13 protein-coding genes are annotated in these 15,019 nt (G+C 39.8%); 1 reads left to right on the top strand and 12 read right to left on the bottom strand.

Annotation, left to right across the window (positions count from 1 at the left end; all coding sequences use genetic code 11):
• Positions 1 to 2 precede the first annotated feature (2 nt).
• The 12 genes from dagF to IGJ99_RS10945 form a co-directional block, all read right to left on the bottom strand.
• On the bottom strand, positions 3 to 752 hold the full coding sequence (dagF, locus tag IGJ99_RS10890; protein ID WP_023520144.1) for a 2-dehydro-3-deoxy-phosphogluconate aldolase: 750 nt from the start codon (positions 750 to 752) through the stop codon (positions 3 to 5).
• Between the two features lie 5 nt (positions 753 to 757).
• The gene (locus IGJ99_RS10895; RefSeq protein WP_023520145.1) at positions 758 to 1,858 is read right to left on the bottom strand and encodes a DgaE family pyridoxal phosphate-dependent ammonia lyase; all 1,101 of its coding nucleotides are present in this window, start codon (positions 1,856 to 1,858) and stop codon (positions 758 to 760) included.
• A complete protein-coding gene (locus tag IGJ99_RS10900) occupies positions 1,842 to 2,954 on the bottom strand; it encodes an amidohydrolase/deacetylase family metallohydrolase (RefSeq protein ID WP_169058410.1) in 1,113 nt (370 codons plus the stop codon). The genes IGJ99_RS10895 and IGJ99_RS10900 overlap by 17 nt, the downstream gene beginning before the upstream one ends.
• A 9-nt stretch (positions 2,955 to 2,963) precedes the next feature.
• Complete coding sequence (locus IGJ99_RS10905; protein ID WP_023520146.1) at positions 2,964 to 4,052, bottom strand: DUF871 domain-containing protein; 1,089 nt, start codon at positions 4,050 to 4,052, stop codon at positions 2,964 to 2,966.
• A 24-nt stretch (positions 4,053 to 4,076) separates the two neighbouring features.
• Entirely contained in the window at positions 4,077 to 5,408 is a 1,332-nt protein-coding gene (locus tag IGJ99_RS10910) for a PTS sugar transporter subunit IIC (RefSeq protein ID WP_224434175.1), read from the bottom strand.
• A 278-nt stretch (positions 5,409 to 5,686) separates the two neighbouring features.
• Entirely contained in the window at positions 5,687 to 6,388 is a 702-nt protein-coding gene (locus IGJ99_RS10915) for a GntR family transcriptional regulator (protein WP_010734698.1), read from the bottom strand.
• A 289-nt stretch (positions 6,389 to 6,677) separates the two neighbouring features.
• Positions 6,678 to 8,123, bottom strand: a complete 1,446-nt coding sequence (locus tag IGJ99_RS10920; RefSeq protein ID WP_010734697.1) for a glycoside hydrolase family 1 protein — start codon at positions 8,121 to 8,123, stop codon at positions 6,678 to 6,680.
• Between the two features lie 16 nt (positions 8,124 to 8,139).
• The gene (locus tag IGJ99_RS10925; protein ID WP_023520148.1) at positions 8,140 to 10,011 is read right to left on the bottom strand and encodes a beta-glucoside-specific PTS transporter subunit IIABC; all 1,872 of its coding nucleotides are present in this window, start codon (positions 10,009 to 10,011) and stop codon (positions 8,140 to 8,142) included.
• A 118-nt stretch (positions 10,012 to 10,129) separates the two neighbouring features.
• Positions 10,130 to 10,978 carry a BglG family transcription antiterminator LicT gene (licT, locus tag IGJ99_RS10930; RefSeq protein ID WP_010734695.1) on the bottom strand — a complete coding sequence of 283 codons (849 nt, stop codon included), beginning with the start codon at positions 10,976 to 10,978 and terminating at the stop codon, positions 10,130 to 10,132.
• A 516-nt stretch (positions 10,979 to 11,494) separates the two neighbouring features.
• Positions 11,495 to 12,208 carry a class A sortase gene (locus tag IGJ99_RS10935; RefSeq protein WP_010734694.1) on the bottom strand — a complete coding sequence of 238 codons (714 nt, stop codon included), beginning with the start codon at positions 12,206 to 12,208 and terminating at the stop codon, positions 11,495 to 11,497.
• 28 nt (positions 12,209 to 12,236) lie between these two features.
• Positions 12,237 to 12,569 (bottom strand): nucleotide pyrophosphohydrolase, encoded by a 333-nt coding sequence (locus tag IGJ99_RS10940; RefSeq protein ID WP_010734693.1) that lies wholly within the window; start codon positions 12,567 to 12,569, stop codon positions 12,237 to 12,239.
• A gap of 301 nt (positions 12,570 to 12,870) precedes the next feature.
• Complete coding sequence (locus IGJ99_RS10945) at positions 12,871 to 14,064, bottom strand: MFS transporter (RefSeq protein ID WP_019722476.1); 1,194 nt, start codon at positions 14,062 to 14,064, stop codon at positions 12,871 to 12,873.
• A gap of 240 nt (positions 14,065 to 14,304) precedes the next feature.
• Here IGJ99_RS10945 and IGJ99_RS10950 point away from each other — a divergent pair, with 240 nt between their 5' ends.
• Positions 14,305 to 14,994, top strand: coding sequence for an N-acetylmannosamine-6-phosphate 2-epimerase (locus tag IGJ99_RS10950; RefSeq protein WP_019722477.1), 690 nt, complete (start codon positions 14,305 to 14,307; stop codon positions 14,992 to 14,994).
• Positions 14,995 to 15,019 lie beyond the last annotated feature (25 nt).

Raw genomic sequence — 15,019 nt, forward strand, 5'->3', positions numbered from 1 at the left:
GGTCACTCACCTGTTTTCACTAATTTTTTCATCATTTCCAACAACTGACGGACTTCCTGTGGTCGAGTGTCACCTGTCTCTGGATCAATGATCGAACTATAGACGTGGGGGATGATTTTTTTGACTCCTGCATCTAATGCGATCTGAACGATTTCTTCAAAATTCGTCAAATCGATTCCACCTGTTGGCTCTAAATAAAAATCAAACGCTGCACAAGCTGCTGCAACAGCTTCATATTCTTTCTTATGCGCCAATCCCTTCATTGGAAAATATTTGATCGAGCTTCCACCCATATCCTGTAACAAACGAATAGCTGTTTCGATCGGTACCATCGCAGCAGGGCCTTGGCTACTTAAAGGACCAGTGGCAAGATTGACGTATCCTTCTTTTCCAGTTGGAGAAACTAAACCATTGACGATCGTGTCTGACTGTCCTAAGACCGCACGAGAAGCGCCAACACCTGTGAAAACTTGGTTGACATGTTGGGGTTGTAATACTTTCGCCAAGCGAGTCACCATCTGGCTTTGTTTTGGATCGCCGGCACCTAAGCCGATCGATAAGGCGTTATTTGTTGCTTCTTGGTATTTTTTCATGTCTGTGATAGCTGCATCATCACTCGGATAATTTTTAGATAAAACACCTAGTAGGATATGCCCTTTGGCTGCTTCATAACATTCTTTTGCATTTTCGACAGAATTGGCTAGCACATTCAAACAGATTCTATCTTCAAGATAATTTGGGGTCAATGACATCATGATTACTCCTTTGGTTGTAAGATTTCATTTAAACGTTGGATGATCTGTTCCATCTCTTTTTGCGTCACTGAGCGAATATCGAACTCAATGATCCCATTGTTCGCTTGGTACTCTCTGGTATAAATGACTGGGGCTTTTGCTTTTAGCTGCTCGATGATCGTCCTGGCAGAGCCTATAACGACTTGGATGCTGGCACGATAGATTTCTCGCCCAGCTGGATCTTGGACGACTTTAGCCTTGATACCTGGCAACTTTTCCAGTGCTTCGACAAATGGTTGAACTCTTTTTTTCATCGATTCACCTGATTCACTACCATGTATCAAATAATCATCGACTGCTTGGACAAAGCCTAAAACATTTTCTTTGCCGATCTTCATTGATCGACCAATGCCTTGTGATTGCAGACGAACCCAAGAAACGAGCGGATCTTTACCAATCACCATCCCTGCACTTGGACCTTCAATCGCTTTGGCACCTGAATAGATCACTAGATCAGCGCCCAATGCGGTATATTTCAGTAAGTCTTCTTCGGCTGCTGCATCAACGATCAAAGGCAGTTCGTAGTGATTAGCCACTTTTACCGCTTCTGCCACATCCAACATACTTTTCTGTACGGTATGATGACTTTTGATGTACAAAATACCTGCTGTTTGCTCGGTGATCATCGCCTCGATGTGGTCAGGTGTACATTGGTTGGCATACCCTGCCTCAATGACATGCCCACCTCCTTGTTGGATCATTAATTCCACTGGCACACCGTAATCGACATTGTGACCTTTTGGTAAAATGATTTCTCTGCGTTTGATCGTTTCGTCATAAGGGTGATGCACATGGTACATCGATCCTTGACCGATCACCGCAGCAACGGATTGAGCGATTCCAGCAGATGCGGAAGAAACGATTTGAACATCGTCTACTTCTAATTGTTTTGCCAAGTATGCACCGGTTTTCTTCATCAATTCAGCCATTTCAAAAAAATGTTCGCCCCCAAAACGCTGGGCTTCTAACACCGATTCGCTCAAGGTGGACACGCCTAAGATCGTCATTCGACCAGAAGCATTGATCACTTCATTCAAGCCAAATTTCTCATGATTCACAGTCATAACTGACACCTCCAATAATAACGCTTACAGGGATGATTTGCTGTGTGGTCGTTCGTGTATTGCCATTCGAATCCATCAATTGTTTTTCTTGATCGAGAAACTTATAAATCGTAAAGTCTGCATCAAAGCCTTCTTTGATGTTGCCTTTTGTCGCTAGGTTGAACTGTCTCGCTGGTGCGCTGGTCACTTTTTCAAGGATTTCTTTCCAAGAATAACCGACAACGTAGAGTTTCTCCATCGTCGTTGCTAAATCATATACCGGACCATTTTTACGATTTCTGATATAGATATCTGTGCTGATCGAATCGGCTTTGATTCCCGCATGGAGCGCAGTTTCTGCCACATCAAAATTGAAACTATCAGTCCCATGTCCGATGTCGAACACCACACCATCAGCAATGGCTTTTTTGACGAAGGATTTGATTTCATTGGTCGCTGGATCAATGATGCCATTAGGCTTTCCATTGAAGCAATGAGTCATCACATCATTCTTTCCCATATGCGCTAAAATTTCATCTAAACGTGGAGGCGCAGAACCGATATGGACCATTAATGTTAATCCAGCATTTTGCTTTTGGATTTCTTTTGCTAACTTTAAAGGCGTAATCCCATTTTTACCCACGACTGTTTTACTCATCCGAGCTTTTAGCCCTACAATAAAATCAGGCAATTCTGTTAGTTTTTGATGAACCAGATCTGTTTGGATTTTTGATAAATCTGCCAACTCATCTTGTTCCACAATCCCCCATTTTGAAATATTCAATAAAGCAAAAACATTTGTCTTTGCTTGCTTTGCATGTTCATAAAATGTATGGATGTTCTCCGCACCTGTCGTTCCAGCATCAATGACCGTGGTTACCCCTTTATCCACACCGATTTCATCGGGATAGTCGTAATATAATGTCATTTCTTCAAAACAATGGACATGATCATCGATCCACCCTGCGGAGAGATACTGTTCATCTGAAAGTACCAGTTCTTGTTTCCCAGATTCTTCGATATGCTTACTGATCAAGGCGATTTTGCCGTTCTTCACACCGATATCAACAGGTTCTTTGCCTAACTCCTGACTGTTTCTTATAATTAAATCAAACATGACAAACGCCTACTTTTCTTTAAATTTGAATTTTGACCAAGGGTGGACGAAGGATAGTAACAGTTGTTCATCCGCCACAATGGCACCCACTTTATTTTTTCTTGGATCTTGATGTGGCGTTAATACGATCTGTAACTCATTCTTGTATTTCCCAAAGGAATCATTTCCAATGACGACATCACCCACTTGAAACGTTTCTTCATTGTCATGAGGAGGATTAGCATCTGCTTGATACGTTTTTCTCACTTCTGTTGAACGGATCACTTGCGACGTGATATCTCCTCTGCGAACGTGTTGTTCGTTCAAAACGATTCCTCGTTCGACTTCATGGGTCTGAGGAAGAAACTCAATAGCAAAAACAGTTTGGTATCGATCAACTGTACCTAACGCTTGCAACTCTTCTTCTGAAGCATACGCATTGCCGATAATGACATCATCGATAAGATTAGTCGCAAATAAATGTTTAGCCGCTGGAACGACACCTAACTGGCGATGCATTTCCAATGTTGGTAAGCCATCGTTTACATCCCAAGGGCCGATTGTTCCCGTTTGAGAGGTAATAAAAGCGGCGGTACGGATGCCTTGGCGTTTAAATCGGCAACTGCACGTTTCAAAAAATTCATAAGGAAGTCCAGTTCCTGCTTGAGGATAAAAATTATGACACCCGTATAAAAACGGGGTATTCGCTTGGTGGCTCAAAATATTTTCTAAATAGGCCACATCATTACTCATATTCAATTCAATTGCTAACTGGTAAGGATTGTAAGTCAGTAGCGCTTCTTTTCTACCATCAAAGCCTAAATCTAAACGAATCCCATCTGCACCTAGTTCATGAAAAAAACTCATGTCATCATAAGAAATGTTCAACTGTTCGAAAATCGATGGTGCGACATCTAAAATCGTTTCAAAGCCAAGTGATGAAGCATATTCGATCAATTGTTGAAATTTCTGTTTGATTTGTTCTGTTTCCTCAGTCACTTCTAACATGCTCATAAAAATTCGAGTAAACCCATATTTATGTGCCATTTCGAGATAGGCACGATCTTCTTGCGGATTGCTATGATCAGGATAAAGAGAGATTCCTAGTGAACGTTTCATATTAACGCCTGCTTTCTTTTCTATTTACTCGTTCGTGATACCATCTGTGATCTGGACAGAGGCTTGTTCTGCTTGTTCTGCTTTCTCCTGTGCCAACTGTTGTTTCTCAAATACTTTGAAGAATGGATAATAGATCGCCAAAGTGATAAAGAAGTTGAACACGACTAAGACACCCGCAGCGACACTCCAATTGGTACTCATCCAAGCCGCAAATGGCGCTGGTATCGCGAAAGGCAGCCTTGCCACCATCATTGGCACTAAACCACTTACCGTAAGGACATAAGAAATTGTTGTCGTTACTAAGGGTGCGACAATAAATGGGATGCCTAATACTGGGTTCATGACGATCGGTGCACCAAAAATCATTGGTTCATTGATATTGAATAAACCGGGAAGGATCGACAGACGTCCTAAGCTTTTCAGATACTTGGATTTGGAAAACATGAACAGTACGACTAATGCAAGGGTCGTACCTGCCCCACCGATCCAGACAAACCATTGTAAAAATTGTTCTGTAAAGATATTTGGCATATCATGTGCATTGGTTCCTGCATTGAATGCATCGATATTTTCAGCAATCGAGATATCCCAAAACGGACGAATCACCGGTCCCATGATAGCTGGTCCATGAATCCCTAATACCCAGAAGAAACAAATCAAGAAAACCGTAAGTAGTCCACCAAATAAACTGTTCCCTGCTAACACGCCTTTAAGTGGCATCAACAATTGACTCAAGAAACCATTCAAGTCAAAGCCAAGCAAATGACGGATGACCCAAAAGAAAATCAAGATCACTGCTCCTGGGATCAATGCGACAAAAGAATTCGTCACTTCTGGCGGCACACCATCTGGCATTTTTATCGTGATTTTCTTTTCAATAAAGAAACGATAGATCTCTACAGTCAAAATCGCTGTTACGATTGCCCCAAACAAAGAACCTGAACCAAGATTTGCAATATTGATATACCGTCCAGCGGTTATCCCTTCAAGATCTTCCAACACTTGAGTTGGTGGCGCAGCTACGATCAGAAAGGACATCAAAGCTAAAATACCAGCAGTTAATGAATCTAAACGATAGCTCTTTGCTAATGAAGAGGCAATCCCAAATGTGGCATATAAAGCTAAGATCCCCACTGTATATCGAAATGGGATATCTAAAATTGCCCGATATGGTTCAATGACTGCTGCGACCGACGCAATCGGGATGTTCAATAATATCGTAAAAAATGAACCAACGATCGTTAATGGCATTGTCGCAATGATTCCTTTTCGAATCGCTGTCATGTGACGCTGTGTGCCAATCCGATTCGCAACAGGCATGATTTTTTGTTCGATCAACCCTACAAATTTATCCATTTATTACTCCCCCTCATTTAAACATTATAATGTTTAAATAAAAGATAACATATCAACGATATAATGTAAACATTTTCATTAAAATATATGATTATTCTGACAAAAAGAGACTGAGACACCCAGCCTCTCCCACCTCCTGAAACCGAATAAACGGCGTGAACAGAAGTAACCTCTTCGAGAAACAAGGCGCCATCCACAAAAATTTGAAGAACAATTTTCATGGATGACGCCTTATTTCTCGAGGTTACACACTTCTGCCCCGACCTCATTGCGATTGTCTATGTTTCGTAGTTGATATGATAAGGATGTAGATCCGTATGATAAATTGCCTCTGAATACTCGACCACTTCTCGATCTTCCGTCGTTGATCGACGTACACGCTTGATCCCGATTTCTGAAGTCGTCTTTAATAGTGCTTTTTCTTCATCTGTTAAAAACGTGGCAGAAAAGTCATCTGAAAAAGAGTCGATAATGTGATTATTCTGTGTGAGCAATCGGTACAAAGATTCTTTATCAAATTCTTTTTGTTTCATTTTATTCATGTCTTTTGGTAAATAGTGAACAAAATAGATATATGGTTGGTCATTTAAATAGTACAAACGCTTGAAGCATACCGCAGCTGAACCAAACATCGAATATAATGGATGATCTTTTTTGATACTGATTTTTTCTAAACCAATCGTTTCTTTGCGAACCTCATATTGGGAATCTTTTAAGATCTGAGTAAAACTTTCGGCTTTAGATAAACGATTGTAAGGACGATTGCTTAATACTGTCGTTCCCCGACCACTTTTCTTTTCGACATATTCATCTGTAGCTAATAACTCGATGGCTTTTCGCACAGTGATTTTACTCACTTGGAACAATTCTTCTAACTCATTTTCAGTCGGTAACATACTCCCCACCGGATACTTTCCTGAAAAAATATCCTCTTTGATCTTGTCTGCTACTTCTAAATATAAAACACGCGTTCTTTTCATAGCTTCACCTTTCACCTTTATGTTAGTAAAAGAATAACATAAATAAACAAAAAAAAGAATAGAAATATTGATAATTGGTCTACCTATGTACAAATAATAAGCTTAGACATAACAAAACGTCTAAGCTTATTACCCTACTTTTTTCGTACCTTTGTTATATCCTTGTTTTAATAACATAATTACCGATTATAAAAACAAGGAGAATTTTATCAGAAATTTCAAATAATCATTAAATTTGTAAGGAATTTTGTGGTGAAAGGCCTTTCTATAAAAATGGCCCAGTCGTTATTTATCCTAATTCTTCGCCGTTCGTTTTAATGACTGCCTTGTACCAGTCAAAAGATTTTTTCTTGGTACGTGCTAACGTCCCATTTCCTTCATCATCAAGGTCGACATAAATAAATCCATAGCGTTTACTCATTTCCCCTGTAGATGCACTGACTAAATCGATACAGCCCCATGGTGTGTAGCCCATCAAATCGACCCCATCAGCAACTGCCTCAGCCATTGCTTCGATATGACGACGCAAGTAATCGATACGATAATCATCATTGATTGAGCCATCTTCTTCCACTTTATCGATCGCACCCAAGCCATTTTCAACAATAAACAGTGGTTTTTCATAGCGGTTATATAATTCATTCAACGCCACGCGCAATCCTTCAGGGTCGATTTGCCAGCCCCACTCACTTGCTTCAAGGAATGGATTCTTCACGCCGCCTAGTAGGTTTCCATTCGATGTATCGGCATCTGGATTGGTTTCATCGATAGCTGATGACATATAGTAACTAAACCCGATATAATCTACTGGATACTCTTTTAATAATTGGAAATCTTCTTCTGTTTGTTCTAGTTTTGCGACGTCAACTCCATATTTCTTATACGTACGTGCTGTATAGGCTGGATATTCGCCACGAACTTGCACATCTGTACAGAAGAAGTTGAACTCTTGATTTTGGATCAATGTAGCCACTTGATTGATCGGATTTGCATCAATACTATAGGTCGTTGCATAAATGATCATACAGCCTACTTGGATATCCGAACGCAAATCATGTGCGATCTTCACCGCTTTACTGCTAGCGACAAACTGATTATGCCATGCTTGGAAAATATTTTGGTAGTCACTTGCGCCATTGCTTTTGACCAATCCTTGACTCAATGCTGGGAAATGGAAAGCTGAATTGATTTCATTGAATGTCATCCAATATTTCACTTTGCTGCTGTAACGTTCTAACACTGTACGAGCAAAACGTTCATAAAACTCTATCAACTGACGATTTTTCCACCCACCGTATTCTTTTGCTAAATGTAATGGCATTTCATAATGAGAAATCGTAATGACTGGCTCGATATCATAGCTCAAGCACGTATCGATCAGTTCATCATAAAAAGCTAAGCCCGCTTCATTTGGTGTTTGCTCATCACCTTGAGGGAAAATTCGTGTCCAAGCAATGGAGAAACGATAACTTTTAAAGCCCATTTCTGCAAATAAAGCAATATCTTCTTTGAAGTGATCGTAATGTTCGATTCCACGATGATTCGGATAAAGGTATTTCTCCTCATCGATCGTCCAATCAAATTCTTCACTCCCGATGATTGCAAAACGTTGTTTACCACCAGGCATTGCATCGGCGACAGATAAGCCTTTCCCATCGCGGTCGAAAGCACCTTCTAATTGATTGGCGGCTGTTGCGCCACCCCATAAAAAGTCTTTTTTGAATCGTGCTGTCATGTTTGTTTTCCTCCTTTTATTTTACAATTGCCAGAAAATCTTCATTAGCAATAATTTCTTGTTGATCAAGTTCTAACACATCTGCAAAGTGATCGGTATTCGTTACGACCACAGGGGTGATCACGCTATAGCCTGCTGCTTTTATTTTCTCAATATCAAAGCGGACAAGCAAGTCCCCTGCTTTTACTTTGTCTCCTTGTTTGACAAATGTTGCAAATCCTTCACCATTTAATTCGACAGTATCCATCCCGATATGCATCAAAATCTCTACACCATCTGTGGTTGTCAAACCTACTGCATGACCTGTTGGGAAAATCGTCGTGATTTCGCCATCTGCCGGAGCAACTAATTCCCCCTTCTCAGGATCAATCGCAATCCCTTTTCCCATTGCCCCAGAAGAGAAGACTTTATCTGGTACTTCTGTCAGTGGTAAGACTTTTCCAGTCAATGGACTTTTCAAATTGTGACGTGCTGTGCTGATCGTATCCCCTGTGGTTGTTTCTGTTGCTTCTAATTTTTCATCTTGAACTTCTTCATCAAAACCAATCAAGTAAGTACCGACAAACCCAAGAACAAAAGCAACTGCTGTACCGATGATCGCCATAGTTACACTTGATTCAAGCGCTGGATCGGTACTAATAAATGTTGGGATGGTCAGTAAACTGATCAAACCACTAGAGAATGCTTTTACGCCAGCAAACCCGATGATTCCTCCACCGATCCCACCGGAAATACAGGCAACGATAAATGGTTTTTTCAAAGGTAAAGTCACACCGTAAACAGTCGGTTCAGTGATTCCAAAGAACGAAGTGATCATTGAAGAGATCCCTAATGAGCGTAATTTTGAATCTTTCGTACGTAAAGCCACACCTAATGCTGCACCACCTTGTGCCAAAATTGCTGGTAAAAGCATTGGCATCAAAACATCAAAGCCATATTGTTCGATATTCAAGAAGATGATTGGCACAAAGCCCCAGTGCATCCCAAACATCACTAATACTTGCCACATGCTACCCATGATGACCCCAGCAACTAATGGACTAAAGCTATAAATCGAATTGAACAACCCACCTAAGGCATTACCGATAACGGTTCCAATTGGCCCTAATACTAAGAAAGTCAAAGGCACCATGACTAACAAGACGATCATTGGCACAAAAATCATTTGTAAAAATTGTGGAATAACTTTCTTCACAAGTGGCTCAAACTTACTTTGTACCCAAACCGCTAAGATGATTGGAATAACAGAAGAAGTATAGCCTGATTGAGATAAGATCACTGGAAGACCAAAGAAATCAACTGCAACACCTGATCCTGCTAATTGCGTGATTGTTGGATAAACTAATGCCATCGCGATTGCTACGGACAAAAATTGATTGGTCTTGAATTTCTTTGCGGCTGTAAAGGCCAACATCACTGGTAGGAAAGTAAAGACTCCATCTGCTGCTGCAAACAAGATTTGGTAAGTACCACTATCTGCTGCCAACCAACCGAGAACTGTCGCCAGTGATAAGAAACCTTTCAATATCCCAGCAGCTGCCATAGCACCTAAGAACGGGGTGAAAATACTTGAAATAATATCGATCAAGCGATTCAAAGGATTTTTACTTGTATCCTCACTTTCTGAACTTACCCCTTCGCCCAAGCCTTGTTCATCCACAATTGCTTGATAGACATCAGACACATTACTGCCGATCACGACTTGGTATTGTCCGCCACTTTGAACGACTTGGATGACATCTGGATCATTTTTTAATTTCTGAGTGTCGGCAATCGATTCATCTTTCAATTTGAAACGTAATCTTGTCGCACAATGCACTAAACTATTGACATTTTTTTCTCCACCTACGGCTTCCCAGACTCTCCGTCCTACTGCTTGATTATCCATATTCTTTCCTTCTTTCTTTTTGATAAAAATAAAAAACCTAGATTGAAAAAACGGTCACGTGATGAGACGTGTCCATATTTTCAATCTAGGTTTTGCCTGCTTGATCCAGTAACAATCCTTATGATTGGGTTTGTTTTTCTGTTACTACACGTTGGATGTGGATCGTCAGGTAGATTTGTTCCCCTGGTCCCATCTCTTTTTGTTGTGTTTGTATCAGGTATTCATTGATCCGTTCCACACAGCGAAACGCTTTTGGATATTTTCCTTGGACAAGCGCATAAAGAAATTCATCTTTCTCATCCGAAGCTTCATCTTTTAAGTATCGTTGTGTGAAAAATTGTAAATGTGTGATGATCCGTTGATAATTCAAGGAATCTTCGTCAAAGGCGATGCCGAAAAATTTACTGATGATACTTAGGATATCTCGCACCATTTTCGTTGCCGCCATCGTTACTTGCATGTCGCCATTTCCTTGTTCACTATTGACGAAATGAAAGGCTATGAAGCCTGCTTCATCCATTGGTAAGGTCACACCAAGCTTTTCTTCAACAAGTTGAAGGGCTTGTTTGGCTGCTCGATATTCTTTAGGATAAAACTTTTTTGTTTCAAATAATAAAGGATTCGGTAATTCAATGTTTTCCTTTGCTCGACTGATCGCATAATGGATATGATCGGTCAGTGTCAAATAGATGTTTGGCGATAATTGGATGTTTAGTTGTTCTTCGGCAAGGTCGACGATCTGCTTCACCAGCTCGACCTCTTCTAATGGGACATCTGCCATCAATTGTTGGAACTGATGCGTAGTAAAAGAATCTTTTAACACAAATTCTTTTTGGATCGATTCTTCAGAGATCGTATCGCCTGATTTTTTTTGAAAAGCAAGACCTTTTCCCATGCAGATGATTTCTTCGCCTAATTCATTTTTTGAAATGACGACATTATTATTCAAGACTTTTTCTATGACCATCTACATCGACCTCCCAACTAAAAAATAAAAAAACCTAGAACCCGCCCGTAATTACTAGCTGAATTCTGGTTTTGCCTGCCGAACAGTAACAATCCGTTGTTTAACTACATTTACTATATCACTATTACATTCGTTATGCAACCCTTTTCATGGTTTTTATTTTTTCAAAAGGAGAAGAACTTTTAGCATTTTGTAACACTGAATCCAATATACATGCGATGAGAGTAACAAAAAAGGAGTGGGACATTCGTTCACCTCCCCCACCTATAACCGAATAAACGGCGGGAACAGAAGTAACCTCTTCGGAAATAAGGGTCTCCCTGAGAAAATATAGAAAACTATTTTCTCAGGGAGACCCTTATTACTTGGAGCTGAACGGCTTTTTCACAACCTCTAATAAACGGTGATCGAAAAACTGATTTTCATCACTAAGCTAAAAAATTGTAAAATATGAGAAGCTATTTTTCAATTTTCTATCTTACTGCTCAGATCAAAACGTTTTTCTCACAACCTCTTCTAAAACGTTCTCGTTGGCATGTCAAAGGCGTTTTTCATTTCTTGGGTGGCTTCTTTCATTGGTGTGATACTTTCGAGTTCTCCTTGGACGACTAGGCGTGTAATGGCATCCATATCACCACAAGTGATCAAGGTGATCAATTCTTTTCCTTCTTCGATGTTCAATAATTCTGTTGCTGAAGGGTCGACTTTTTCTTTGAATGTCGCTTTATACGTATAGACGTTTTCCAAATCGACGATATAGATTTTATCCCCTAAGTTTAGATTTTCTAATGGAGTAAAAAGTAATTCCGGATTGTTGGCACGATGACTTGCTAAGGCATAGTTGCCTTTCCCCATTTCTTGATTTGGGTCTAACGTTCCGGCACCGTACAATAAGTTTGCATTATCTAACCCTCTAAAAATCGGCAAATTGATCGAGACGGATGGGACGGCGATACTTCCAATGACTGGTAGATCTGGTCGATTCAATTGGGCTCTTAACACCGCTTCTGAACTCATTGATTCAACTGAATCAAAGTCAAAGTTTGCCTCTTTTTGATTATTTTTGACAATATCATCACGAGTCACATTAGAGATAGCGTACGCATCTCCTGTATTTTTAACAAAAAAATCTTTGATCTGTTCATTAAAGATCAAGGCTAATCCTACTAATAATAGTAGAAACAATAGGAAATTGACCAGCCACTTTTTGACTCTTCCTTTTTTTTTCATGTATCTTCCACCTTCCACGCTTATCTTCCTATGATAATTCTGTATATTTTTCTTTGTTGTTTTTACTTTTTTCTACTGGGTATTTCTGATTGTTTTTTTCTAATTTTTCTTCAATGATCGTATCGATATCTAAATTTAGATTGTCGGCCATCATATAAGAGTATATCAACACATCTGCTAGTTCTTCTTTGATTCGTTCAAGCTGAGTGGTGGTGACTTCTTCTGGTTGCTTCCATTGGAATAACTCTAATAATTCTGAGGCTTCTAAAGAAATCGAAATTGCTAAATCTTTTTCATTATGAAATTGCCGCCAATTGCGATCATCTCTAAATTGATTGATTTTTTCCATGCTTTTTTCCATTGATCTTCTCCTAATTTTAAATCAAGTTACATTAATCATACCATGTTTAACGAAAAAATAGTTTAGACTTATTTTAATAATCTGTTCTATTTTTCAGAAAAAAGAAATATCTTATCGCCGGTTTTAAATCAAAGAAAAGGTTCATTTACGTCTCATCCACGCTAAGTTCACCGTTTGGATTGGTTGGTCGGTGCTTTATGTAAAACTGGGGCTGTGACATTCGTCTTCTCCAACTTAGAACAAACGCTTCTGTCACAGCCTCAATTTAATCATATGTTAGAATATCACTTTGATCCATTTACTATTGTTGTAAACTTGTTTTCAGATCTCTTACACCTGATAAAGTCATCAAGACGAGTAAACTGATTAAATAAATTCCACTCAGAAATAGAATAACAGCCGTCAAACTATAATGGTCCATTAGAAAGCCGATCACGATCGATGAAAAACCACCTACTGCTCGTCCTAGGTTCATGATAAAGTTATTCGCCGTGGCACGGATCTCTGTTGGATACAAACTACTGATGATCGCTCCATAACCACCATACATTCCGTTGATGAAGTAACCTACGACTACTGCTGCAGCAACTAAACTCCATTGACTGTGTGCAAGTACGAGTAAAAAGACAGACAAAGAGGAGCAAATCAGAAACAAACCAAATGCGAGGGTTGGACCAACTTTATCCATGATGATCCCAAACGTCATCATCCCTAATGACATCCCCAAAATCGTGCTGATCATCCATAAAGAGGAACCCGATACTGATAGACCTAATTGTGCTTGCATGATTGAAGGCAACCAATTCATCAAGCCGAAATAACCAGCAATCTGTACAGTAACCATCAGACTAAGACCTGTCGTTTGCCATGCCATGTGTTTCGTTTGGAACAAATGACTAAGCTTTGTCTTTTTCCCAGTTTCTTTTGTTTCTTCAAATGCCTCTGGTTCTTTTAGCCCTCTTCGAATAAACAAAACCATCAAGACCGGCAAGACACCGATGACATAAAGCATTTTCCAGCCAAACAAAGGAATGATCACTGCTGCTAAGATGGCGGCCAAAGCTGCACCAACTTGTGCGCCGATTGCAGCGACAGAAGATGCACGACCAATTTGTTTCTTTGAAAAGCTTTCAGAAATCAAAGACATACATGCGCCGTATTCCCCGCCAGCGCCGATTCCTGCGATAAAACGAAACAGATAAACAAGATAAATATTCGAAGCAAAATACATGAGTAAAGAAGCAATCGAGAATAAAATGACGGTTTGCGAAAATACTTTGACTCGCCCATATTTATCCGCCATCAATCCAAAAAAAATACCTCCAACGAGCATCCCTAAATTAGTGATCGTTGCAATCAACCCTGCTTGCGTTCCACTAATATTAAAAGTTGCGATCATTGAAGATAATGAAAAAGCTAAAAACATAATATCCATATTTTCTAAAGCAATACCCGCCGATGTTGATAATAATACCTTTCGTTGATACTTCGTCATTTTTCTTCCCCTTTTCTTTAAATCACCCTAAATTGTTAAAATCATATCCAAAATCCAAGAAAAAATCAAGAACTTTTTCAGTATATGCGAAAAAATTTTGATCCTTCTTTTGTAAACGAATGATTTTTCCAATGGAAGGTGCTGTGAATAAAGCCCTTTCTCTTTACACGCATGAAAGCGGATGCTATATTTCGTGGTAGAAATTGCTTACTATTGTTTTCAGATTGGAGTTTTTGACAAATGGACAAACAAGAATTTTTAGAACAAATCAGTCATGGATTGATCGTTTCTTGCCAAGCATTACCTGGCGAAGTTTTTTATTCAGAAGAAGGTGGCTTGATGCCTTATTTTGCACTAGCTGCAAAGAAAGCTGGCGCAGTCGGTATTCGGGCAAATTCAGTCAGAGATATTTTAGAGATCAAAGAGAAAGTTGATTTACCGATGATCGGTATCATCAAACGGGACTATCCACCTGAAAAACCGTTTATCACTGCAACGATGAAAGAAGTGGATGAATTAGTCGCCACTGGCGTAGAAGTGATTGCACTTGATTGTACCCTGCGTAAACGACACGATGGCTTATCGATCAACGCATTCATTGAACAAATCAAAACGAAATATCCTCATCAATTATTCATGGCAGATATTGCGACCTTTGAAGAAGGAATCAATGCTTATAAAGCCGGGATCGATTTTGTCGGGACGACATTGAGCGGCTATACCGAAGAAAGTGAAGAAACAGAAGGGCCTGATGTGCAGTTGATCAAACGCCTTCTTGAAGCAGATGTGTGCGTGATTGCAGAAGGAAAGATCCACACGCCCCAACAAGCCAAGGAAATCCAAGCGTTAGGTGTAGCTGGTATCGTGGTTGGGGGCGCCATTACCCGCCCACAAGAGATCACGCAACGATTTGTTGCTGCGTTAGATTGACAACACTTGAAAACAAAAAAACCAC

This window comes from Enterococcus sp. AZ095b (genome assembly GCF_051714725.1).
Lineage (GTDB): Bacteria > Bacillota > Bacilli > Lactobacillales > Enterococcaceae > Enterococcus_B > Enterococcus_B pernyi.